At 31.4% G+C, this 21258-nt stretch carries 23 protein-coding genes and 1 pseudogene; 5 read left to right on the forward strand and 19 right to left on the reverse strand.

The genetic code is table 11. From position 1 onward, the window contains the following. Positions 1-114 precede the first annotated feature (114 nt). The 6 genes and pseudogenes from HMPREF0629_RS00800 to HMPREF0629_RS00820 form a co-directional block, all read right to left on the reverse strand. Complete coding sequence (locus HMPREF0629_RS00800; protein ID WP_009221473.1) at positions 115-432, reverse strand: DUF3847 domain-containing protein; 318 nt, start codon at positions 430-432, stop codon at positions 115-117. 128 nt (positions 433-560) lie between these two features. Continuing rightward, a complete protein-coding gene (locus HMPREF0629_RS07725; protein ID WP_009221474.1) occupies positions 561-1259 on the reverse strand; it encodes a DUF5301 domain-containing protein in 699 nt (232 codons plus the stop codon). Positions 1260-1665: 406 nt separating this feature from the next. Beyond that, a complete protein-coding gene (locus tag HMPREF0629_RS00810; RefSeq protein ID WP_009221475.1) occupies positions 1666-2307 on the reverse strand; it encodes an L-2-amino-thiazoline-4-carboxylic acid hydrolase in 642 nt (213 codons plus the stop codon). A 99-nt stretch (positions 2308-2406) separates the two neighbouring features. Further along, positions 2407-2592 carry a transposon-encoded TnpW family protein gene (locus HMPREF0629_RS00815; RefSeq protein WP_009221476.1) on the reverse strand — a complete coding sequence of 62 codons (186 nt, stop codon included), beginning with the start codon at positions 2590-2592 and terminating at the stop codon, positions 2407-2409. A 102-nt stretch (positions 2593-2694) separates the two neighbouring features. Then, positions 2695-2919: pseudogene (locus HMPREF0629_RS07760) on the reverse strand (recombinase); the annotation flags it as partial. 214 nt (positions 2920-3133) lie between these two features. Beyond that, complete coding sequence (locus HMPREF0629_RS00820) at positions 3134-3982, reverse strand: AraC family transcriptional regulator (RefSeq protein WP_009221478.1); 849 nt, start codon at positions 3980-3982, stop codon at positions 3134-3136. A gap of 297 nt (positions 3983-4279) precedes the next feature. Here HMPREF0629_RS00820 and HMPREF0629_RS00825 point away from each other — a divergent pair, with 297 nt between their 5' ends. Together HMPREF0629_RS00825 and HMPREF0629_RS00830 are read left to right on the forward strand one after the other, a co-directional pair. After that, on the forward strand, positions 4280-4720 hold the full coding sequence (locus HMPREF0629_RS00825; RefSeq protein WP_009221479.1) for a LytTR family DNA-binding domain-containing protein: 441 nt from the start codon (positions 4280-4282) through the stop codon (positions 4718-4720). 9 nt (positions 4721-4729) lie between these two features. After that, positions 4730-5176 carry a DUF3021 domain-containing protein gene (locus HMPREF0629_RS00830; protein WP_009221480.1) on the forward strand — a complete coding sequence of 149 codons (447 nt, stop codon included), beginning with the start codon at positions 4730-4732 and terminating at the stop codon, positions 5174-5176. Between the two features lie 114 nt (positions 5177-5290). Here HMPREF0629_RS00830 and HMPREF0629_RS00835 read toward each other — a convergent pair whose 3' ends face one another. The 9 genes from HMPREF0629_RS00835 to selD form a co-directional block, all read right to left on the reverse strand. After that, positions 5291-6154: a hypothetical protein gene (locus HMPREF0629_RS00835; RefSeq protein ID WP_009221481.1), complete on the reverse strand. Its 864-nt coding sequence runs from the start codon at positions 6152-6154 to the stop codon at positions 5291-5293. A gap of 17 nt (positions 6155-6171) precedes the next feature. Further along, positions 6172-7551, reverse strand: coding sequence for a methylaspartate mutase accessory protein GlmL (gene glmL, locus HMPREF0629_RS00840; RefSeq protein WP_009221482.1), 1380 nt, complete (start codon positions 7549-7551; stop codon positions 6172-6174). 278 nt (positions 7552-7829) lie between these two features. Next, a complete protein-coding gene (locus tag HMPREF0629_RS00845; protein ID WP_009221483.1) occupies positions 7830-8456 on the reverse strand; it encodes a cyclodeaminase/cyclohydrolase family protein in 627 nt (208 codons plus the stop codon). A 101-nt stretch (positions 8457-8557) separates the two neighbouring features. Next, positions 8558-10237: a formate--tetrahydrofolate ligase gene (locus tag HMPREF0629_RS00850; protein ID WP_009221484.1), complete on the reverse strand. Its 1680-nt coding sequence runs from the start codon at positions 10235-10237 to the stop codon at positions 8558-8560. 29 nt (positions 10238-10266) lie between these two features. Next, positions 10267-11160 (reverse strand): glutamate formimidoyltransferase, encoded by an 894-nt coding sequence (ftcD, locus tag HMPREF0629_RS00855; RefSeq protein WP_009221485.1) that lies wholly within the window; start codon positions 11158-11160, stop codon positions 10267-10269. A 168-nt stretch (positions 11161-11328) separates the two neighbouring features. Next, on the reverse strand, positions 11329-12465 hold the full coding sequence (locus HMPREF0629_RS00860) for an aminotransferase class V-fold PLP-dependent enzyme (protein ID WP_009221486.1): 1137 nt from the start codon (positions 12463-12465) through the stop codon (positions 11329-11331). Further along, positions 12462-12710: a DUF3343 domain-containing protein gene (locus HMPREF0629_RS00865; RefSeq protein WP_009221487.1), complete on the reverse strand. Its 249-nt coding sequence runs from the start codon at positions 12708-12710 to the stop codon at positions 12462-12464. The genes HMPREF0629_RS00860 and HMPREF0629_RS00865 overlap by 4 nt, the downstream gene beginning before the upstream one ends. Then, positions 12704-13291 (reverse strand): sulfurtransferase-like selenium metabolism protein YedF, encoded by a 588-nt coding sequence (yedF, locus tag HMPREF0629_RS00870; RefSeq protein ID WP_009221488.1) that lies wholly within the window; start codon positions 13289-13291, stop codon positions 12704-12706. Before yedF ends, HMPREF0629_RS00865 begins: the two co-directional genes overlap by 7 nt. A gap of 4 nt (positions 13292-13295) precedes the next feature. After that, positions 13296-14345 (reverse strand): selenide, water dikinase SelD, encoded by a 1050-nt coding sequence (selD, locus tag HMPREF0629_RS00875; protein WP_255263785.1) that lies wholly within the window; start codon positions 14343-14345, stop codon positions 13296-13298. Positions 14346-14493: 148 nt separating this feature from the next. On the opposite strand from selD, the gene mnmH reads away from it, so the two are divergent. Both mnmH and HMPREF0629_RS00885 read left to right on the forward strand, forming a co-directional pair. Next, complete coding sequence (gene mnmH, locus HMPREF0629_RS00880) at positions 14494-15534, forward strand: tRNA 2-selenouridine(34) synthase MnmH (protein ID WP_009221490.1); 1041 nt, start codon at positions 14494-14496, stop codon at positions 15532-15534. Further along, complete coding sequence (locus HMPREF0629_RS00885) at positions 15531-16121, forward strand: hypothetical protein (protein WP_009221491.1); 591 nt, start codon at positions 15531-15533, stop codon at positions 16119-16121. The genes mnmH and HMPREF0629_RS00885 overlap by 4 nt, the downstream gene beginning before the upstream one ends. Positions 16122-16147: 26 nt before the next feature. Here HMPREF0629_RS00885 and HMPREF0629_RS00890 read toward each other — a convergent pair whose 3' ends face one another. The 4 genes from HMPREF0629_RS00890 to HMPREF0629_RS00905 all read right to left on the reverse strand — a co-directional run bounded on the left by HMPREF0629_RS00890 (position 16148) and on the right by HMPREF0629_RS00905 (position 20373). Beyond that, entirely contained in the window at positions 16148-17458 is a 1311-nt protein-coding gene (locus HMPREF0629_RS00890) for a D-alanyl-D-alanine carboxypeptidase family protein (RefSeq protein ID WP_009221492.1), read from the reverse strand. Between the two features lie 89 nt (positions 17459-17547). Next, positions 17548-18765, reverse strand: a complete 1218-nt coding sequence (locus HMPREF0629_RS00895) for an FprA family A-type flavoprotein (protein WP_036730269.1) — start codon at positions 18763-18765, stop codon at positions 17548-17550. A 10-nt stretch (positions 18766-18775) separates the two neighbouring features. Beyond that, positions 18776-19528, reverse strand: coding sequence for an exodeoxyribonuclease III (locus tag HMPREF0629_RS00900; RefSeq protein WP_009221494.1), 753 nt, complete (start codon positions 19526-19528; stop codon positions 18776-18778). Further along, positions 19525-20373 (reverse strand): tRNA 2-thiocytidine(32) synthetase TtcA, encoded by an 849-nt coding sequence (locus HMPREF0629_RS00905; RefSeq protein WP_009221495.1) that lies wholly within the window; start codon positions 20371-20373, stop codon positions 19525-19527. Before HMPREF0629_RS00905 ends, HMPREF0629_RS00900 begins: the two co-directional genes overlap by 4 nt. Before the next feature lie 390 nt (positions 20374-20763). Between HMPREF0629_RS00905 and HMPREF0629_RS00910 the strand changes: the two genes are divergently transcribed. Next, on the forward strand, positions 20764-21180 hold the full coding sequence (locus HMPREF0629_RS00910; protein WP_009221496.1) for a zinc ribbon domain-containing protein: 417 nt from the start codon (positions 20764-20766) through the stop codon (positions 21178-21180). Positions 21181-21258 lie beyond the last annotated feature (78 nt).

Raw genomic sequence — 21258 nt, forward strand, 5'->3', positions numbered from 1 at the left:
GTAGGGGAGTGTAGCTCCCCTGTATCAGCGTTAGCCGATATGCCCTCTGCTAAGAGCCTTCGGAGAACGCACGCACCTGTTAAGGTGTATATGTGCGCCCTTGTAAACAAGGGACTATTCCTCGATGTCCGTTACAGTCTCTTGGTTTTCTATATTTTTACTTTCTGTTTCTTCTCTGCTTTCAATGATTTTTAGTATTTTAAGATTGGCTTCTTCTTTACGAATTAGAGATGTGATTAGCTGATAAAATTCATCTTTGGTGAAGTTTTTACTTTCGGTAAATATACTTTCAAAGACTGCTCCTTTTTCATATATCCGTCTATCTCTCTTTTTTCGTTCTTCCTGTTTCTGTTGACTGATGAGCTTTTTTCTTTTATTTTGTAATTGCTTGATTTCTTCTTCCATTAAAATTTTTTCGTCTATATTTTTCATTTTCTGTTTTCCTCTCTTTATGTTTTGAGCAAAGAAAAAACAGTAAACCTTTTTTGATTTACTGTTCCTGTGTTAGTTTTTATTAAATTGTTAATTCAGCAAGTTAGGATTTGTCTACTTTAATATTTTTATTCAATAATTTCACAAACGCTAAAAACATCATTAGATTCAATCAATATACTTTTTTCATCCCATTTGTATATTTTTGCTCCTATTGGATAAATGTTGCTCGTGAAATTTTCATCTTCATCATTTAAAGTTTTTGATAAAGAGCCTTTCGAACCTTTAATTTCTCCTAAAAATTTCATATCACCTAATTTAACTGCTCCCAAATCTCTAACCCAACCATAAATTTCATCGTTTATTTTAACCATAGGTTTATAAGATGCTTCTGTTCCAGCTTTTATATTATCGCTTTCACTAATCAACCCTATAATATTATTAAAGATTTCTTCTTTTAAATCCCAAATCCTCTGATATGGCTGTTCAACATAACTATTCCCATTTTTCTGATATAAATATGCTACACTTGGACTTTTTTCTGCACCTTTATGATAAAATTTTACTATGATATAGTTTTCAATGTTCGTAGGTTGGTCATTTACACTCTTAGCATTAGTACCTTTTGAATTATCTTTTATATCACTAATCAGCTTTGATATTTCTTTTTCATCAATAATTTTGTTAGCAGTCTCAGAAACATTATCCATGATTTCAATTTCTGTTATATTTTTAGTTTCTGGTAACACTATTTCTTTTTTATTTCCACAAGCAGTTAAAACTAATATACAACTCAAAACTAGAACTATTCTAATATATTTTTTCAATTTTGGTTCTCCTCCCACTTCCATATTATTTAGTATAATAGAATTTTTTAAGTATTTTTTCTATTGCCAAATTTCCTACTCACTCGCTACTATTTCCTCTTAGAATGAATTACGCTAAACAATTTATCTTGAAATGTTTCCTTACTATTTTTATCAAAATATATCTATATTACAAAGGTTTTTACGTTTATCTTTTTTGTTAGAATACCATCAGGCTTTTGATGTTGTAGTTGTTCTTCTGTCTGTATTTCTTTATTATCTGTTTTTTCATTTTCTGTTTTCCTCTCTTTCTAAATTTGAGCAAGAAAAAACAGTAAACCATTTTTGATTTACTGCTTCGTGAATTACTATGGTATATCGTGTTATTTGTTAACTACGCTATAAAAACTTCCAATCATAAGATCTTTTACTTATCCCACTTTGAACCTTTTTTACATATATAAAAATCACAACAATCTGCACCTGTAGCTATTGTTCCTTTTCTTTTTAGTACACCGCCCATCATAGTTATAGTCTCATAATCCATCTTACACATATATGGTATCAATTCCTCATGATGTTCCTGTTTGCCTAAGGCGCAAAGCCCGCATCTATGATATATTATTGTATATTCGTTTTCATCTCTACCTAAAATGAGTTCTGTATTCCAATTAAACTCACTGTCAGAAGCTGCATTTGCAATCTTGTTTTTTTCTGTTTTCTTTTTCTGCGTTTTTATATCAAAAGCCTTTTGTTTTTGGAAGTTTTTCTTTAACATAGGAGCTTCTATTGTAGCGCTGACCATTTCTTCAAACTGTTCTTGATTCATTTTTCCTTCCATCGCTTCATATATGGACAACCACAGGATCCCGCTTGTAAGACACACTCTCAGAGGATTTTTTCTAAGGCTGCCTATATCCGGTGTCCGTTTGATTATATCCTTATAATTGTTTTTAGAAATCCTTTTTACATTCTTTATATCAATATCTTTCCAATATTGTTTTATAAATTGAAATATGGTAGGCGATAAGGCATACCATATTATCTTTTCGCATAACGAATTTTTCATGATTTCCCTACCTTTCTAAATCTTTCAATATATAGTATTATAACGAATTTAGGTTAATTTTACCATTACTATATTTGCCGCCCACTGTGTTCTGTTCTTTCATTCTTTATGTTCCGACTGTACTACTTTTAATAACTTCTCTTGAAATGTATCCTTACTGTTTGGGTCAAAATATATCTGTGTTACAAAGGTCTTTCCGTTTATCTTTTTTGTTAGAATACCATCAAGCTTTTGATGTTGTGGTTGTTCTTCTGTCTGTATTTCTTTATTATCTATATTTTTCATTTTCTGCCATTTAGTCCTCCTTTCGACTTACACAAAAAAAGATTTCCTGTACTTAGGAAACCTCTTTTCGTATTGGTTGTTATTTAGTTTTAAGTATTGACTTTAGGTTGTAACTTGTAACTTCTTTCTTGCTCTGTATTTCCTTGCTTTTATTCGTTCATACTCTCTGAACTTTTCAAGATTTTTAGCTCTGTATTCTTTGGAATATGCCCTATGGTAAGCTCTTGATTTTTCTTTCTTGGCTTCTTCGATTTCTTCTCTCATCTGTATAATTTCCTGTTCTGCCAGCTCTATCAGTCTTGTCAGTTCATTTTCAAATCTACCTAATATTTCCCCGATAACTGTTCATAGCGTTTTCGATATTTCCCGGTGCGTTATTCTCCTTTTTTGTGTCTATATACATTTCCTTACAGTTAATATTATGCAACCCAAGTAATAACTTTGTAATTATTAATCAATATATTAAGGCGAATCCGCCTTTTTATAATATTTTCTAATTTTTAATTAATCTGAAAATTTAAACAATATTATAAGCACTAAATTATTCATTATCCTTTACTACAGGAACCCAAAGCTCCATTTCATAATTTTCACTATCCATATCACCTTCACTGTAAACTTCGAAATCAGGTTTTCCGGAATGCATATATCCATGCTCAGGGAAAAATACTTCCATTAAATATTTCCAGCCTTCGTGTATACAATCAGGAACTTTCCCCTTAAGATTTACAACCACATAATCTCCTTCCTCAATTTCAAAAACTTCAAGTCCCTTTTCTTTTGCCTTATTTACATCTACAACATCATAACAAGCCATATAATTTATATTATTTATATTATCTACATCAAAGCACATCCCAAAGCTTTGACCGCTACCAAATTCGGACAATACTTCATGACTGTACTTAGAATATAATTCTTCCCAGGCTTTAGGACATAGTGCAGATTCTATATTTCTTATACTCTTACCCGCAACTTTGAATACAGGTTTTTTTTGAATTCTAATATTCATTGCTTTTCCTCCCCTTATACTAAGTGCAAGTTGTACACGAGAAACAATTCTAAACGGTTTTCCTCTTCTAACTTCTGTAGGAGTATACCCATGAAATTTTTTAAATGCATTTCCAAATGAATCAGTTGATTCATATCCGTATTTAACAGCAATATCTATCACCTTACACTTTGTTTCACGAAGTTCAATAGCTGCCTGTGTAAGTTTTCTGCTCCTGATATATTCTGTCAATGTAGTTTCGGTTAAAATTGAAAAAATTCGACTGAACATAGAAAAAGAATATCCGGATAAATGTACAATCTCTTTTTCATTAAGTTCATCATCAAGTACAGATTCTATATAATTCATAGACCTGTTAAATGATTCAATAATATTCATTGTATCCCTCCTTACATTATTAATATACCACTATAAAAAAATCTTTCTCTATATTTTCCGTACAAAAAATATATGCTGATTTAATAGCATATTTTACCATAATTATCTGCTTATTATAAAACTATTTTTTTAATATGTTGTACGGTTTTCAATATGAGAATTTTTCAAGCAGTTTTCAAGAATATAAATAATTTATCATATATGGTTTTCCGTTTATCCTAAATTAAATACCGAATATCTGATATTTGTTGAAAAAATATTCTTATAATTTATACTAAAACTATAAGGAGGGAAAAAATGAAATTAGAAATAATAATCGATGAAATTTATAAAGAAACGTTGCTTAAAGTTTTTTCTTCTTCAATAAATGAAGATGTAAGAATGATTGAGAATTTTTTTTACGAGACAAATACTCCAAAAATTATAGGTTTTAAAGACGATGAGGCTTTTATTATAGATGCAGATGATATAGTAAGATTTTTTACCGAAGATAAAAATACTTTTATTCAAACCGAAAAAGATAAATTCCTCTGTCGACTCAGAATTTATGAAATTGAAGAGAAATTTAAAAACTCAAATTTTATCAAAGTTTCCCGTGGAGAAATAGTTAATTTGGACTATATTAAAAAATTAGATCTAAGCTTTAAAGGAACAATTGCAATTCAATTTAAAAACGGAGATGTAAGTTATATTTCCAGAAGAAATTTAAGTTCTTTTAAAAAAGCTTTAGGATTATAGGAGGTAATTATGAAAACATTTAAAAATTTTATCAACAGTTGTCTAATCGGAATTGGAATCGGAAATTCAATAAATTTATTATTTTGCATATTAGCCGGCACATATTCGCCCGGAGTTCCAAGTTATATAGCAACACAAAACTCAGTTTTAAGTGCAGTAACTAAAGAAACAATATTATATGCACTATTTGGAGTAGTGTCTGTTATTGCAGGTTATATTTACAGAAATGAAAAATTTTCTCTTCTTCTAAGAACAATTTTAAATCTCAGTGTAATATTTTGTTATTTCATATTTACCGGATATACATTACACTGGTTTATAAATATGGCAACAGTTATAGCTTCAAGTTTTTTATTCTTTGCAATATATATTATAATTTGGATTTCAATATATAGAGAAATAAAAAAAGATGTTGAACTTTTAAATAAAAAACTTAATGAAAAAAATTTAAATTAATTTTATAAAAACATAACGTTTCCTAAATAAAAGATACAGTAAAAATTACCGACCTCAAAAAGTTAGACCGAAAAATCTAACAATTGTAGGTCGGTACATTTTGCTTAAGTCTTTTTATTCTCTTCCTTCTTTTACAGCTTCTTTATGTGCCTGAGTAATTTTCTTTACTTGCTCCGGAGAAATTGTTATTGTAACTTTTTTCTTTTCTCCCAGCTCAATCTTTCCGCCTATTGAATATAAAAGTTGCCCATCTTCTGATTTTCTTGCTTTAACTTCAATAGAACCCTTAGGTTGTTTTATATCTACTTTAAAATTTTCATCTTGACTATTTTTATTCAGGTAATATCCTGCCGCTATAGAACCTGAGCCGCAAGATCCTTCTCTAAATATAGTATCAGAACCTACAACATAGACATATGGAATCAATTCAAAATTTTTTTCATTTAAAAACAAAATTCCATAAGCACTTGAATCAAATTCTTTTCTGACAATATCTATTGCTCTCTCTACAAATTCTTTATCCTCAGATTTGTCATCTATAATTGTATGAGTTATTCCGTCAAATTCTACAACCATATAGTTTCTTCCGTCTATTTCAATTTGAGATATTTTTTTAGCCGGAGGTACTTCTACTGATGCATAAGATTTTTCAACATTAGCTAAAACATTCAAAGGTTTATTAACTCCGCTTACATATACTTCAACTTCTACATCTCCTTTTTCTTCTAAAAATGTAGCTGCATAAAGTCCATAAGTTCTCGTTGCATTCCCGCAAAATTCTCCGCCCATCATATCCATTCTGAGTGGCGGTCCGTCATAACTCGGGCTTATAAATGCAACTTGTTCAACATCACTGTCTATTTGCTCCATGATTGCCTTTGCATATGCAACTCTATATCCCGGATATACAGGCCATACTACAAATCCCGTTATATTTCCGGCAGGATTAGCTTTAAAATAATCAAATGTCTTTTCCATTTTAATTTCCTCTCTTCTCAGCTTACTTTTTTTAAATATTTCTTCATTATCTTTACTGCCTTGTCAGGTAAAATCATTCCCAAAAGTCCAATTGCCGAAAGAATATACTCACTGTCTACATAAAAATTTGCATCTGCCGGTGTCAATATGTTACTGTCATAAGATTTTACATTGTCTAATATTTTTACCGGATTTTTAGAATGTACTATTACTCCTCCTGTTCCTATAACAACTTTTACATTAGTCAAATCTTTTCCTCTTTGATAATAAATGTACCTGCTATAAGAATACTCTTTTCTTATGCTTCCTGCATGTCTTATTACTGCAGCCTCTACCGCACATCCCGCCATAGCCTCATCAAATTTATAATCCAACTGTGAGTTTGGAACCATCATAATATTTTCAGCTCTATATTTACAATTTTCTAAAATATCTATTTCTTCTGAAAAATATGACCTGAGTCTTTCTTCTCCAACTGCTTCATAAAGACTTAGAGCTGAATATCGCATACCTAAATCTCCCTCAACCGTTCTTTTAGCAAATGGTTCTCTCAATCCTTCAAATCTTATATCACTGTCACTTGGAAATCCTACCCCTATAGAATGAACATCAGTAGTTGCTCCTCCGACGTCCACGACTATCAAGTCACCCATACCTTCTTCATTTTCGGTACCGGTAGATAAAAGTTCCGCTCCTTTAATAACAGCTGCCGGTGTAGGCATTAAAACTCCGTCAATTTCACCTTCTACATCATTCATACCCTTTGCCGTTACAATTCTATCCATAAAAATTTTTCTTATTACTTCTCTTGCAGGCTCTGCATTTAATGTATTTACCTTCGGCATCACATTTTCAGTACATATATAATCAATAGCTGAAGCATCAAAAATACATTTTATTTCATCTATTGCTCCAATATTTCCTGCAACTACTATCGGAATATTCAATTTTGCATCAGCAAGCTTTTTTGCGTTATAAATTATAGTTCTTTTATTTCCAAAATCAGTTCCTCCGGACAAAAGAATTATGTCGCAATCAGAATTTACTATTTCGTTTATATCATCATCTGAAAGTTCGTAGCTATATGTCTCTAAAATTCTCGCTCCTGCTCCAAGAGCAGATCTTTTAGCAGCTTCCGCCGTCAAATTTCTGCTAAGTCCTATTGCAATCATCTTAAGCCCACCCGCCGCTGAAGAGCATGCAAGAGTTTTTTCAAATACTACATCGCTTGGAAGCTTTTCTCTAAGCTTTTTAAGCGCATTCCTAAAACCGTTCATAACTCCACTTGTTACTGTCGTAATATCTTTTGCAGTAGCAATAATTTCTTCTTTTTCTATATCTACTGCCGTTAACTTAGTGTATGTTGAACCAAAGTCCAATAATAAATAATAATTCATCTTTAATCTCCTTATTGCAATAAAAAGTGCTGATGAATCCACCGGCACTCTTTATTTACCATATATTATACTTCCCGTCGACATAATAATTTATAATTTAAAATAAAATCCTTTTTAATCACAAATAACAAATGAATTCTCCGCAACTTTCTTTATTTTGTCTGTGCTATCTATTTTAAACTTGAAACTAAGTTTTCAAATCTATATGAAAATATCAAATAACTCTGATGAAATATATGTAAAAAATAGGGACATAAGTCCCTATTAGTTTTAAAAATTTATTCAATCATTGATTCAACTTTTTCTAATAATGGAGCTGTCTTTTCATCAATTTCTTTAAGAGCATCTCTCATTTTTTTCTTTAGTTCTTCAACATAAGCTTCATCCTTAATTGAACCGAGGTTTATCTTAACATTGTAGAAAGCTCCTGTTGCTGCAAGCTTTAGGTTAAGAAGTCCAACTCCTACATCTGTTATTGCATTGCTGTTTCCCTTTTCAACTAAAACTTCAGCTATTGAAAGTAAATTCAAAGTCTTTAGTCCAACACTTAGCGGAACATTTGCTGCATTTTTATATTCTTCTTGAATTTTTGCACTTCTTGCCGCTTTTTCTTCATCTGTGTCTTTAGGCATTTTAAACGCAGCCATTACTCCGTTAAATGAATTTGAATCTCTATCTATATCTTCTACGAAGTCATCTTGATATTTTTTACATTCTTCCGCAATACTTTTCATTTCTTCATGAACTGCTTCATACTTTTTGCTCTTTATAGTCAAATTTGCAACCATTCCAAGTAATGCTGCAGCTTGTGCCGCTGCAAGAGCTGCTACAGATCCGCCACCCGGAGCCGGTGAATCTGAATAAGTTTCTTCAACAAATCCCTTTACAGTTAAATCTCTTAACAAAATATTTCCTCCTTAGAAATATAACAAATAAAATTATAATTTATATTTTCTGACGTATTTTCTAAAAACTTCTTAAGTTAAGTTTTAAAACTTAATTTTTCTTAGAATAATCCCTTCATATGACCATCAGCTGTTACATCCATATTATTTGCTGCAGGTATTTTTGGAAGACCCGGCATTACCATAATATTTGATGTTTCACAAACTATGAATCCTGCTCCTGCAGATACTCTTACGTTTTGAACTGTAATTTCAAAATCAGTAGGTGCTCCTACAGCTTTAGCATCATCAGAGAATGAGAATTGAGTCTTTGCCATACAAATAGGCATCTTATCCAATCCAAGTTCTTTTAATTTCTTAACTTGAGACTTAGCAGAAGAAGTAAGAGTTACTTTTGCTCCTCTGTAAATTTCTTTTACAATTACGTTTAATTTTTCTTCAATTGATAGTTCTACATCATATAGCGGTTTGTAGTTTGAAGGTTGTTTTTCAATTAAGTTTACTACCTTTTCTGCAAGGTCTAATGTACCTTCTCCACCCTTTGCCCAACATTCGCAAAGTGATACTTCAACACCATATTCTTCACATTTTTTGATTAGCATTTCAACTTCAGCTTCTGTATCTTGAGCAAATCTATTTACTGCAACTACAACAGGAAGTCCGAATTTTTTTACATTTTCAATGTGACGTCCAAGATTTGCAAATCCGTTTTCTAATGCTTCTACATTTTCTTCCTTAAGTTCTGTCTTAGCTACTCCGCCGTGCATCTTAAGAGCTTTTATTGTTGCTACAATTACAACTGCGTCCGGTTTTAAGCCGCCAAGTCTACACTTAATATCAAGAAATTTTTCTGCTCCAAGGTCAGCACCGAATCCTGCTTCAGTTACAAGATAGTCGCTCATTTTAAGACCAAGTCTTGTTGCGATTAATGAGTTACATCCGTGAGCAATATTTGCAAATGGTCCACCATGAATTAGAGCAGGAGTATGTTCTAATGTTTGAACAAGGTTTGGTTTGATAGCATCTTTTAAAAGCATAGCCATAGCACCTTGTGCTTCTAAATCCCCTGCTGTTACAGGAGCTCCTTCTAAATTATATGCAACTATCATCTTTGATAGTCTTACTTTTAAGTCTTCAAGATCACTTGCTAAGCAAAGTGCTGCCATGATTTCAGAAGCTACTGTAATCATGAAATGATCTTCTCTTGTAAATCCACAAGCTTTTCCACCAAGACCGATTACTATATTTCTAAGTGATCTGTCATTCATGTCAAGAACTCTCTTCCAAACAATGTTTCTTGAATCAATTCTTAAAGCATTTCCTTGGTGAATATGATTGTCTATTAAAGCTGCAAGTAAATTATTAGCAGCTGTCATAGCATGAAGATCTCCTGTGAAGTGAAGGTTAATATCTTCCATAGGTACTACTTGAGAATATCCTCCACCTGCAGCTCCGCCCTTTACACCGAATACAGGTCCAAGAGATGGTTCTCTAAGTGCTACTACAGAGTTTTTTCCTATTTTATTTAATCCTTGAGTAAGTCCGATTGAAACTGTTGACTTTCCTTCTCCTGCCGGTGTTGGAGTTATAGCTGTTACAAGAATTAATTTTCCATCTTCATTTTTGCTAAATCTTTCAATAGCATCAAAAGATATTTTTGCTTTGTATTTTCCGTAATTTTCTAATTCATCTTCTTTAAGACCAAGTCTTTTAGCAACCTCAACTATAGGTTCCATTACACATTCTTCTGCAATTTCTATATCAGTTTTAAATTCTGCCATTTTATTTTTCTCCTATTTTATATAATTAATTATTCAGCAATTAAAAGTGTTTCAAGTACTTGATCATACTTAAATTCTTCAATTTGCATATAGTATTGAGCGGAATCAATAAGTGCTTGTAGCGGAATCATACCAATAAGTTCTGTTCCGTAAACTGTAACACCGTATCTTTTTGCTTCTGATTTAACCATTTCAATTGCTTGATAAATTCTTGTTTTTTCAAAATTTACAAGGTTCATTGAAACTTGAACTTGTCCTCTCTCTTCAAGTGGAAGTCCGATAGCTTTAACAAATCTAAGTCCTCCGCCTATATGACGAATTTTCTTAGCTATTGCATCTGCAATTTCAACTTTATCTGTATTTAAGTTTACATTAAATGCTATTAAATGGAATCTTGCTCCTACTGCAGTTGCTCCACTCTTTGCATTCATCTTTTGTGGACCGAAATCAGGTTTCCATTCAGGTTGTTCAATTTTTTCAAAGAATCCTTCATATTGTCCTTTACGAACTTTTGCAAGATTTTGTCTTTCAGGAGTTGTTGCAGCATCTTCATATAGATATACAGGAATTCCCATTTCTCCGATTGCCTTACCTACTTCTTTTGCATATCCAACGCAATCTTCAGTAGTACATTCAGTTACAGGTACAAAAGGAACAACGTCAACTGCTCCCATTCTTGGATGAGCACCTTCATGCTTAGTCATATCAATAACTTCTGATGCAACTTTAACTGATTCTACAACAGCCTTTATAACTGCTTCAGGTTCTCCGATAACTTCTACTACTAATCTATTGTGGTCTTTATCCGGTTGGTAGTCGACTAATTTAACATTTTCCTTTGCTCTAAAACATTCTACAATCTTGTCTATTTTTCCTAAATCTCTTCCTTCAGAATAGTTAGGAATACACATTACTCTCTTCATCTTTACCTCCTAATATATTGACTATGTAATAACTTTCGGACAAATCATATCAGAGCTTAATCTATAAAACGTCAAAAAAAATTACATTTTTTAAAATTTTTTATGTTTTAAAAAAATGTAATTTAAGTATATATCAAACCTATTTTCAAAATATATAAAACTTTTTTCCTACAGTCTTCTTAAAATATTTACAGCCTCATCAACTTCTTCAAATGTATTAAATGTGGAAAATGAAAATCTGACCATACCTCTTTCTCTTGTACCCATACTCTCATGATATTTAGGAGCACAATGTGACCCGGGTCTTGTTGCGATTTCATATTTATTCCAAAGTATATCACTTAGTTCGGATGATGAATAATGTTTAAAATTTAAAGAAACTATCGGTGCCATTCTACTTGAAAAATCATTATACAAAATAACCCCATCAATATTTTTAACACTGTCGTAAAAATATTTTGTAAGTTTATATAAATTTCTCTCGATGTTTTCTATTCCTGTTTCATTTATATATTTAACTCCCTCAAAAAGACCTGCATTAGAATGTACATTTTGTGTTCCATATTCAAAAATATCAGGTAATATATCCGGCTGAGTCCTGCTAAATGAATTTATTCCGCTCCCACCTGAAAATACCGATTTTAATACAATATCTCCAACAAAAATAAGTCCTCCTGTCCCTTGAGGTCCATAGAGAGATTTATGCCCTGTAAATGCATAAACTGTTCTCGGAAATTCTCTTCCTTTAAATTTTAAACTTAAATTTCCTGCACCTTGAGCGCCGTCAATTATTAAAATCAAATTATTTTCTAAGCAAAAATCAAAAACTCTTTCTATATCTGTAGCTATACCCGAAACATTGGACGCTTGTGTAATTATAAGTGCCTTTGTATTTTTTTTCAAACTTTTCTTTAATTCATCTAAAATTATATTCCCTTTTAAATCAATTTTTAAAAATGAAACTTGTCCTCCGCGACTTTGAAATTGATATAGCGGTCTAAGTACAGAATTATGTTCCGAATCAGTAGAAATCACGTGATCAGTATTATTTAAAAGACTTCTTATAACAAGATTAAGTCCTGTCGTAACATTTGAAGTAAGAGCAATATTTAACGGTTCATCAATTGAAAACAATTTGGCTATCTCAAATCTCGTTTTATATAATCCGCGAAGTGCATTTATCGAAAAATCATGTGATCCTCTTGAAGGATTCCCGTATTTTTGTGATGATATACTGTTATATACTGCATTTGCAACTTCAATCGGCTTTTGAAGCGTAGTCGCACTATTGTCAAAATAAATCATATTATCCTTAATACCTCGCTATCTTCTCCTACAGAATATATACCTGCTATTTCTATATTATTTTTTATAAAAATATTTTTTACTTCATCAAACTTTTCTACTTCACATTTCATCATAAGTCCACATCCTGCAGATATTTTCGGTAATAACGGAATTAATCTTACTCCATCCATATCATTAACTGCAAGTTCCGCTTTCATTGCACGATTTGATGATTCAAATGTAAATAAATAATATTTCAACATGGCGTTACAGTCTTATACATTCTTTGCAATTCACAAATTCTATACATATTTGTAGCTTCACCAACTGCAAGTTTTTCCTTCAAATTATAATTATCAAGACATAATCCGCAAGATAATATAGTTGTTCCTTTTAATTCCATAAATTTTAAATCTTCAATTGTCTTTGTATTAATTGTAGTAAGTCGAATACCCGTATTATAAAATACAACAAACTTCGGAAGAACATCCTGCTCTCTGAGTGCATATATAAAGCCCTCAAGAAGCTTTTTAGAAAAATCCTCATCTCCTCTTCCCATATAATCTGAAGATATGACAACTATATATTCTGAATCATCCTCCAAATCCATAAGCTCACATTCGAGATTATCGGACTTTTTTAATACAACCTCATAATTTCCGTCCGAAATCATTTTTACCTCAGAGATAAATCCAAGTTGCTGACCCATTTTACTTAAGTTTTGAGTTGCTATTTCATTGTCAACATACACCATAATTTCAAGCAACTTTTCATCATTAATAGCCTTTTTTGCCATTATAACAGGCCTTGGGCAGGCAATCCCCCTAGCATCTAAAACTTTCATTTTTCTACCTCACGTATATCTTTTTTTCTTTGGGCATCATTATCTCACCCACAATACTTGCATCTATATTATTTTCTAAAAGTTCATTTAAAAGCTTTTTATAATCCTTTTGAGATACGCTTATTAAAAGCCCTCCTGATGTTTGAGGATCAAATAAAACTTCCTCCATCGCAAAATCATCTATTTCAAATTCAATCTTTTTGCCATAGGCATTTCTATTTCTCTGTCCTCCTGCAGTAAACAAAAAATCTTCGGCAGCTTTTTTTGCACCCGGCAATATCTTTATATCCTTTGAATTTATAATTGCAGAATAATTTCCCGAAACCATTTCACAAAGGTGACCTAAAAGTCCAAATCCCGTTACATCTGTAAGTGCATTTACTTCATAATCTTTTAAAATTTCAAAACTGTACTTGTTTAACAGTTCCATACTCTTAACTCCCTCTTTAAAATGTTCTTCTTTAACTTCACCTACAGAATATCCGCTTGAAATCAGAGAAACACCGAGAGGTTTTGTCAAAATTAATTTATCTCCAAGTTTTGGAGTATTGTTTCTATACATTTTGTTTAAAGATAACTTGCCTATTACACAAAGACCATATTTTATTTTCGGATCATGAATTGAATGACCTCCGCACAATGTTGCTCCTGCCTCTTTTACTTTATCAGCTCCGCCTCTTAAAATTTCCTCAAGTATTTTTACATCTTCCTCTTCAGGAAAACAAACTATATTTAAACAGCTAACAGGCTCCGCTCCCATTGCATAACAATCGCTCAGTGCATTTGCGGCTGCAATTTTTCCGAAACTGTACGGATCTTCCACCATCGGTGGAAAAAAATCTACAGTAAAAACAATTCCTAAATCATTACCGAGAGATATTACGGAAGCATCCTCATTGCCGTCAAATCCCACCAAAATTTCCGGTCTTTTTAAAATTTCTATATTTTTTAAAATCTTATCCAAAGAGCCTGCCCCTATTTTCGCATTGCAGCCTCCGCAAACTTCAAGTTTCATATTATCACCTTCTTCTATTTTAGCACTATAAGTTTCCATTAACTACCATTAATCATAAATTTAATTTTATCTTATTTGCAACTTGAGATAATCATTTATATTAAGGATGAATTTTTAATGTCGGCTTTTTATTTTACATACCTAAAATTAAAATCAATGTAGTATAATTATTTTATTGGAGGTAATTATGTTTAAAGCAACAGAATTTTTTGAAACGCTTGAGTTTAAAAATCCACTCTACATAGATCTTAGAAGTGAAGAAGAATTTTCAAATGAAACAATTCCCGATAGCATTAATCTACCGATTTTAAATAATGAAGAAAGAAAAATCGTAGGAATACTATATGTAAACGGAAACGTTGAAGAAGCGAAAAGTAAGGCTGTTAAATTTGCATCTCATAAACTCACAGATTACTACAATTATATTGCAAATAACTGCAGAAACAGAGAAACAGTCTTATACTGTTCAAGGGGAGGTTATAGAAGTACAGTTTTATTTAATCTGTTAAAGACTCTTGATGAACCGGTTTATAAATTGAATTTTGGATATAAGGGATATCGAAAATACATTATGAATGAACTTCCCAAATTAGTTTCAAAATTTAATTTTATAAATCTAAATGGCTATACCGGTTGCGGTAAGACACAAATACTCTATGAACTCAAAAAACTCGGTGCTGATGTATTGGATCTTGAAAAACTTGCAAACCACAGAGGTTCACTTCTTGGGCATATAGGTCTTAACAGACAACCGTCTCAAAAAATGTTTGAAAGCTTTTTATTTGATGAACTCAGAAACATGAATGGCACAAATATTTTTATTGAAAGTGAAAGCACAAAAATTGGAAGTATTACAGTCCCAAAATATTTATACGATGCTTATTCAAAATCAAGCAACCAAATTTTAATAACATCATCTATTAACTTTAGAATTAAAAATATAAAAGACGAATATATCTCATCTGAAAATAAAAATTTCAAAACTGAAATCAATGATGCTCTTGATAATCTAAGCAGATATATAAGTGAAAAAAGACTTATAAAATATAAACAATGTATTAAAGATGAGGACTATGATACAATTATCAGAGAACTGATAGAAAAATATTATGATCAAAACTACTCAATAAAGAAGACTGATTTTGCACTTAGAATAGATAATTCAAACTCCAAAGAGTGTGCTGAAAAAATATTTAACTTCTGCAATGAATACGGAGGTATACTGTGAAAATATCAAAAATATTAATTTATTCAGTCTTAATCTTAGTTATGCTTATAACTTGCAGCTGTTATAGAGATGATATGGCAATTAAAGAAGCCAATATTCCAAACGAAGATATATCTGTAAGTATAGACTATGCCTCAATCTACAAAAAAGACATTTTTGATGATTTAACTGATGTGGAAATTGAAGTAATGCTCGAAAAAATGGCATCACTCGTTAAAAAAGAATTTTTAAGTTCACAAAGCTTTTCATTAAATGAAAAAAATTTAAAAAGCATCGGTATAGAGAAAATAAATTTTGACAATCTTGACAAACTTAAAATTAATATAAGTTCTAAAACTCTATTGCCGTTCGGTAAGTTAATTAAAGCAAAAGTATATTCTCAACTGAGCGAAAAAAGTATACTTAAGGATATGAGTAGGGAAGAATTCGAGTCTATTATTGAAAAACTGTCCGAACTTGCAACAAATAACGCAAAAAACGGTGAACCTTTTAAAATAAATGATGAAATTCTCGAAAATTTAGGATTTAAAAATTTAAGCAAAGAATTTATAAATAAACTCAAAACAGAATACCTATATGAAAATTAAAATAACCACCGACTTCGGTGGTTATTTTATGCCATTTCCTTTTTTATATTGATAAAAATTTCTCTATACATGTTCATTATTATATTTATTAACCCTTTTTGGCTTACTCTTTCATTTAAAATCAAATCCTGCTTCAATATTTCTTCTCCATTCATGGTATATTTAACTACACCTACAAACTCACCCTCCGATAAAGGTGCCTTTAAATTAGGTTTGATTTCAAAGCTTCTGCTGATTTCACTTTTCCCGTCCCATAAAACAGTTCCATTTGATTTTTCATACACATCTATACTTTTCTTGGCTGCATTCTCAACTTCAATCTGTGTTACAGGCTCATCAGGATTCCCAATCACTGTATATTTATATTTGTCAAGCCCTTCTCCTATCAGCTTTGTAGCTGAAACATATCTTTGCCAATCGGTTCTTGAACCTATAATTACTCCTATAAGTCTTGTATCTTTGGTATGTGTATTATCGCCTTTTCTAAATCCCGTCACAATTAAACATCTTCCGGCTGCATTTGTATATCCTGTTTTCAGCCCGTCTACTCCCTTTATTATTCCAAGGGCAGGGTTCGTATTATACTCTAAATAATTTCTATCAGGTTCGGCAATTTCTGTAAGAGATGTTATTTCAAGTAATTCCGGATACGCTTTTATAAGTTCCCTTGCAAGAATAAACATTTCTCTGGTAGTCATCTTATTATAATCCTCTACCATGTAATCCGTAAGACCTGTGGGATTAACCATATGTGCATTCTTAAGTCCGAGCTCTTGACATTTCTTATTCATCAAAGATACAAACGCCTCTTTTGAACCTGATATATGCTTAGCAAGCGCCGTTATAGCATCATTGCCCGAAACTACCAAAGCTGCTTTTATAAGCTGCCACACAGTTTTTTGATCATTTTCCTTAAGCTTATAACTTGAGCCTGTTAAAAGTGACGATTCATGATCTATGATTACCATATCATTTTTCTTTATAGTTCCGTCTTTTATTTTGTCCATGACTACAAAAATACTTACAAGTTTAGAAGTGGAAGCCATGGCTTTTACTTCATCAATATTATATGATTCTAAAATCTTCCCGCTTCTATAATCTCCAAGTATATATGCATCACACAAATCAGTTAGAGGATGCTTATTTAATTCTGCAATTTTTAAGGCCTCTTCATAAGTTGCTCTTTGAACTCCGTTTTTAGTCGGAACAAAAATATTCTGATCTCTTATTTCAGTTTCTATTTGCTGCTCTGTATTTTCAGTTATTTCATTTGCAAATGAAGTAATAGGTGTTAATAACAAAAATGCTACTACAACCAAACTTAAAAACTTTTTCATTAGTCCACCTCAAACTATATTCTACCAAATTTATTTGAATTTATAAAGAAATAAAAAGACCTCATCTATGTGATGAGTTCTTTTGACTATTATTTAATTTCACAGCTCTTATTTATTATGGCTCTTGCCATATCTTCACCAAGCTTAATTAATTCTTCAAGTTCTTCTTCTGTTGCAGCTCCTTGAATTTCAATTTGCCTTTCTATAACTTCAAGTTTAGATTCTTCAGTAAATTCTTTCAGCTTTTTAAGTGCTCCGCCATTCCAGGAATATGAACCGAAAATTCCCCATATATTATTTTTCATCTTTTGATGTTTTAATTCATCCATTAAAAATTGCATTGGAGGAAAGATGTTGTTATTGTATGTGCAAGATCCTAAAATTATTCCCCTGTATCTCCACGTATCTGCAAGCAAGTATGACAATGATGTTGTAGCTATATCTCTTATCCTTATATTTGTTATTCCGCCTCTTGCAACTCCTCTTGCAACAGCTTCCGCCATTCTTTCTGTATTTCCATACATAGAGCCGTAAATTATTACTACTCCATCTTCAACTTTTTGTTTAGCAAGATTTGTATATATTTCTAAAATTTTTTGCGGATTTGAACGCCACACACAACCGTGAACAGGACATATTCCCTTTATTTCAAGCGATTCCAATTTATTCAATGCCTTTAATGCTTGAGTTGCATATTTACCAACTATATTTATAAAATATCTTGTCACCTCAGAGTAGTAATAGTCATTAAATCTAACCTGGTCATCAAATATTGCGCCATTTAATGTTCCAAACCCTCCAAATATATCTTGAGAAAATAATATTTTTGTTTCTTCTTCATAGGAAACCATAGATTCAGGCCAGTGAACCATAGGTGTCATATAAAATGTAAGTTTTCTGTTTCCAAGTTCAAGAGTTTCTCCATCTGAAACTAAAATTATGTTTTCTTCTATATTATAAAAGTTTTTTAAGAATGGAAGTGTCTTTTTATTACAGATTATTTTCACATCCGGATATATTTCAAGTAAATTCTTTAAACTTGAGGAGTGATCCGGCTCTGCATGATGAATTACAATATAATCCAATTTTCCTCCATTTAATATTTCTTGAAGTTTCTCAATAAATATCCCGAATGTATTAACCTTTACAAGATCAAGAGCTATATTTTTTTCCCCTGTCATCAAGTACGAATTATATGCTACTCCGTCCGGAAGTGGCCACATATTTTCAAATAATTGTGTTTGACGATCATTTACACCCATGTAGTATAAATGGTCATTTATTTTTTCAGTCAATAAATTTTCCATAGTTTCTCCTTTATTCTAAAACTAACTCAACCGGACAATGATCTGAACCCATAACCGATTGATGAATTTTCGCATCTGATAAATTTCCCTTTAATTCCTCAGAAACTACAAAATAATCAATTCTCCAACCTATATTTCTCTCTCTCGATTTTGCGAAATTGCTCCACCATGAATATTCATCCTTTCTGTCAGGATAAAAATATCTGAAAGTATCAATATATCCACTCTTTAAAAGTTCCGTAAATTTTGAACGCTCTTCATTTGTAAACCCGGCATTTTTATGATTTGTGGCAGGATTTGCAAGGTCAATTTCTTCATGTGCAACATTTAAATCGCCACAAAGAACTACCGGCTTAGTTTCTCTAAGTTTATTTAGATAGTTTCTGAATACATCTTCCCAAACCATTCTATACTCTAATCTTTCAAGTCCTCTTTTTGAATTCGGAGTATAACATGTTACAAAATAAAACTTTTCAAATTCCGCAGTTATTACTCTTCCTTCAGTATCATGCTCTTCCATCCCGATTCCATAGCTTACGCTTATAGGCTCTATCCTTGTGAAAATTGCAGTCCCCGAATATCCCTTACGTTGCGCGTAATTATAATACATTTTATATCCTTCAAGCTCAAAATCAAGTTGTCCTTCAGAAAGTTTTATCTCTTGAAGAGCAAACACATCTGCATTAATTTCATTAAAGCTATCCACAAAACCTTTTTTTATTACGGCTCTCAGTCCGTTTACATTCCACGAAACAAGTTTCAAACATCCATCCCCTCTCTATCATTATACTTTTCTAAAAACAAATGCTTTTCAGTTCTGTTCTTCCAACCTACTATTGCACCCATATTTACATTTTCAGCAGATCTTAAAATATTTATATCGGCATTTTTGTGAACTTTTTTTATGTCTGCTATTAAATCTTTAATATAAAACCTCATGTTTCCTTCTTTTTTCTCTGCAATAGCACAGGCACAATCAAGTGCATGAAGCCCGGTCGATCTCATAAATCTTTTTATTGCCTCTTCTTCAACATAATACATAGGTCTAATTAATTCAAGTCCTTCAAAATTATCGGAGTGAAGTTTCGGCATCATCGTTTTAAAATTTCCTGCAAATATTACATTTAACATTACCGTTTCAATAACATCATTAAAGTGATGTCCCAATGCAAGCTTATTACAACCAAGTTCCTGTGCTTTTGAATATAAATTTCCCCTTCTCATTCTCGCACACATATAGCATGGATTATTTTGTGCAACTCTATTTGCAACTTCAAATACATCCGAGTTGTGAATTTTAACCGGAATACCCATTTTTTCACAATTATACTCAAGAACTTGTCTGTTTTCTTTTCTATATCCGGGATCCATCGCAATAAATTCAAGTTCAAAATTCATCTTGCCATGTCTCTTTAATTCCTGAAATAATTTTGCAAGCGTAAGTGAATCTTTCCCGCCTGAAATTGCAACTGCAATCCTGTCCCCTTCAGAAATCATTTCAAATTCATTTATTGCCCTTACAAACTTAACCCAGATGTCTTTTCTATAACTTTTAATTAAAGACCTTTCTATTTCTCTAACAGTTTTTATTTGTATATTACCGTCCAACTATTATTCTCCAATCTATATTCGTTTACTGCTTAATTATATCATAACTCGATAATTATTGTCATAACTAACTCTTCTTATTCTTAAAAGTAAAAATCAAATTACAATATAATCTTTTTCAAAATGCAATATGTCTATTCATACTTAATAACTTCTTTACCAAAATCAAAAAATTTATTTTTAAATCAATATATGATTAAAAATAAAAATTATTAATTATATTTAGATTGAAATAAAAACTGCTAATCACACAACAGTCTATGTATATCATTGACTGTTTTATTTATAGCTTAATGTTTGCCTGCATTATATTTTACAAAATATGAATACATTGAAAAACAAAAGTTTTTTTATTATACTTAATGTAAAACAACATTTAGGAGGCTTATTATGAAGCAAATCAAACGCGGACGCGGTCCGTCATTTATGAACTTTATCGGTTCAATATGTATAATTTTATTTTGCTCTTTGTGGACAATAATAGCTCTAAACACATATAAATACTTAGAATTTCCGACGAGTCTTGCATTTCCCCTACTCGGAATAATCGGTATCCTAATGGGTATTTTTCATGCAATATATAATTTTAAAAACTTTTCGTCAAAAGAAAAATTTTCAGAATATGATATAACAGATGATGAAAAAGACTCACTCGGTAACTTCCAATTTAAAAACTCTGAAAATTCAAAATATGACACCGATAGGATTATTAAGATAAAATCAAAACCGTTTAAATACTGTCCCTATTGTGGAGAAAAACTTAATGAAAGTTATAATTTTTGCCCTGACTGTGGAAAGAAATTATAATTTAAGTATTATAGTTTTAGAGGATATATGAAAAAATTTAAATCATTTATCTTAGCAAAAAAAGCTACTATTAAGTAG

The organism is Peptoniphilus sp. oral taxon 386 str. F0131, assembly GCF_000090945.1.
Lineage (GTDB): Bacteria > Bacillota > Clostridia > Tissierellales > Peptoniphilaceae > Anaerosphaera > Anaerosphaera mikwangii.